A 2,950-nucleotide genomic window follows, 5' to 3' on the forward strand; every position below is an offset into this window, starting at 1 on the left:
CCGCTCGGCAGTCGCATCGCCGAGGTGCACAACGGCTCGTCGCTGTTTACGGGGGACGCCGGCCAGGGCGAGAGCAACATTCGCCGCTGGATCATCGAGAACGACTGGCTCGAGGCGATCGTCGCCCTGCCGCTTAACATGTTCTACAACACCGGCATCGCCACCTACGTATGGGTGCTCACGAACAGGAAGCCCGAGCACCGCAAAGGCCGCGTGCAGCTCATCGATGCCACGCAGTGGTACAAGCCCCTGCGCAAGAACCTGGGCAAGAAGAACTGCGAGCTGTCCGAAGAGGACATCCGTCGCATTGTTGATACCTTCCTCAAATTCGAGGAGACCGAGCAGTCCAAGATCTTCCCCAACGCGGCCTTCGGCTACTGGAAGGTGACGGTGGAGCGCCCCCTGCGCCTGAAAGGCATCGACCCCGAGCGCGTCTACACCCCCAAGGAGATCAAAGCGCTTCGGGAAACGGTCGAACGAGCCGACGATGCACCGCCGGTCATCAAGAAAATTCACAAACCCGGCACCGCGCCCGATCCGCTTCGCGGCCTGTTCGAGGTTACCATTCACGGCAAGCGGCGCGTGGTGGAATACGAGCCGGACACGGAACTTCGAGAGAGCGAGCAGATCCCCTTCCTCGAGTGCCCGGCATGCCATGCGCCCGGCTACCTGCCCAGCCCCGACGACCAGCGCACGGCCATCGAGACCTTCCTGCGGCGCGAGGTGCTGCCCTACGCGCCGGACGCCTGGTACGACCCGGCAAGCGTCAAGATCGGCTACGAGATTAGCTTCAACCGCTACTTCTACAAGCCAAAGGCCCTGCGCACACTGGAGGAGATCCGCGCTGACCTTCTGGCGGTGGAGAAGGAGGCGGAAGGGTTGTTGGCGCAGATTATTAACTTTGAGAAGGGACAATAAACATGGCACGAGCTGATTTGATTTTGAACCTCGTAAAGGCTGCTGCACGGGGCGATCTGGCACAGTTTAAGAAAACCGTTGAGGCGCTGGCAGCAGACGAGCGGGCAAAGAATCACACTATTTTTGCTGATCAACTCCTTGCACAGCTCCACGTGGATGGTAATGGGCTCTCTCGCACTGTTCCACCAGCCACACGGATGCTCTCCGGCCCGTTTATAGTTGAGGTTGTCCCGCGACGACATATTGAAGATCTGATCTTACCACTCGAGGCTGAACAAGCCGTTCGCGAACTGGTCGAAGAGCAGCATCGAGCCGATCTACTACGGTCCTATAATCTCGAGCCTCGCAACCGCGTATTGCTGATTGGACCGCCTGGAAATGGCAAGACATCTTTAGCAGAAGGAATCGCCGATGCCCTTGGCGTTCCGTTGTTAGTAGTTCGTTACGAAGCGGTCATCGGTAGCTACCTCGGAGAGACATCACAGCGTCTCGGCCAGGTTTTCGAATACGCTCGCACGCGACACTGTGTGTTGTTCTTTGATGAGTTTGATGCAGTAGGAAAAGAGCGCGGTGACCTTCACGAAACAGGAGAAATTAAGCGCGTGGTAAGTTCACTACTGTTACAGATAGACGCTTTGCCGAGCTATGTGGTTGTTGTGGTGGCAAGTAATCATCCAGAATTACTAGACCGAGCCGTATGGCGGCGCTTCCAAATTCGCTTGGAACTGCCAATGCCCACACAGCAACAGATCGAGGAATGGTTTAAGCGGTTCGAAAAACGTACAGGGCACAAACTTGGCTTAACTCCTCGTTATCTGGCAGAGAGACTGATGGGCCTGAGCTTTGCTGAAATTGAGGAATTTGGTACTGACATAGTTAGAAGAATTACTTTAAGTGGACCGGATGCAGACACCAAAAAGATTGCGCAGCAGGTCCTAAGTCAATGGATGAAACGGGCCACAGTAAAAGCAGATAATACCTGAGAGAGGGACTGATTATGGCTGAACATCCCCTCCTTATATTTCCGGCCCCATTACGCTCAGAACGACTGAAACGACTTGGCAGTGGTGGCAGGAAAGTCAAGTTACCTGATGCCCAGCAGCAAGCCTCAAGGCTAGCACCCCAATTTAAGCGCCTCCAAGAGGCAATGGAAAAGCAACGGCTCATCCTCCAAAGCACTTCGCTTGGAATTCAACCGGAACAAACATTAGTACTCGAGACCGTTGGCTCTGTTGAGCGCTTTATAAATGCAGTTAAAAAAATATCCGGTTTAGAATGGCTGGGTGAATTAGAACTCACTGATATAGATCCTGGTGACGGCTTCGAAGACGAAAGGGATCCAGACAAAAAACTAACGGGCCAATTGTTTCTCATTATGACAGACCGGCGTGCCCTCGATGAGTTACTAAGTCTGTTCAATAAGTGGCGGGAGGATCCAGAAGCCCCATTTCCCAAGGGGCTTGCACCGATGAAGGACTTATTCCGCTATCACCTTCGCACCATTCGACCATGGGATGCTCAGGACCGCATAAGAGATACAGGTCTCTGGGAGGACTGGAAGGAAAGAATTGAACACGGTCAGGAAACGGTACCTTTTGAAGTCGAACTGTGGTATCGAAATGATCCTAATCGGCGGCAGAAAGCGAATGCTTATCTCGAAAATGTGGTTCAAACTCTTGGCGGCGAAATCACCAGCCAGTGTGTTATACCTGAAATTGCATACCATGGTGTATTGGGAAGAATCCCTATCAAGGAGGTGTCTCAATTTCTTTTGCAAGTCGACACATTGGCAGATTTCCGGCTCTTCCAATGCGAAGACATTATGTACGTGCATCCAGTGGGTCAATGTGCAATTCGCATACCCGAGGATATGAGTGAGACGCAACACATTGGTCAGTTGGTCGATAGTGTGCTTCCAAGGGGGGAGCCAATCGTTGCCTTGTTTGATGGCTTGCCTCTAACGAAGCATCGACTGCTCGATGGGCGACTAATCGTTGATGACCCGGATGGATTTGAAAGCGCCTATCAGGCC

Annotated in this window: 3 protein-coding genes; all 3 read left to right on the forward strand. The window is 53.3% G+C overall.

The features are described 5' to 3' along the window. Positions 1–918, forward strand: a 918-nt coding sequence (locus HPY58_14065; GenBank protein NPV30738.1) for an N-6 DNA methylase, incomplete at its 5' end; no start/stop codon positions are given. A 2-nt stretch (positions 919–920) separates the two neighbouring features. Continuing rightward, positions 921–1,901 carry an AAA family ATPase gene (locus tag HPY58_14070; GenBank protein NPV30739.1) on the forward strand — a complete coding sequence of 327 codons (981 nt, stop codon included), beginning with the start codon at positions 921–923 and terminating at the stop codon, positions 1,899–1,901. A 14-nt stretch (positions 1,902–1,915) separates the two neighbouring features. Beyond that, the coding region (locus tag HPY58_14075) for a hypothetical protein (protein ID NPV30740.1) at positions 1,916–2,950 on the forward strand (1,035 nt) is incomplete at its 3' end.

The organism is Bacillota bacterium (genome assembly GCA_013177945.1).
GTDB lineage: Bacteria > Bacillota > DSM-12270 > Thermacetogeniales > Thermacetogeniaceae > Ch130.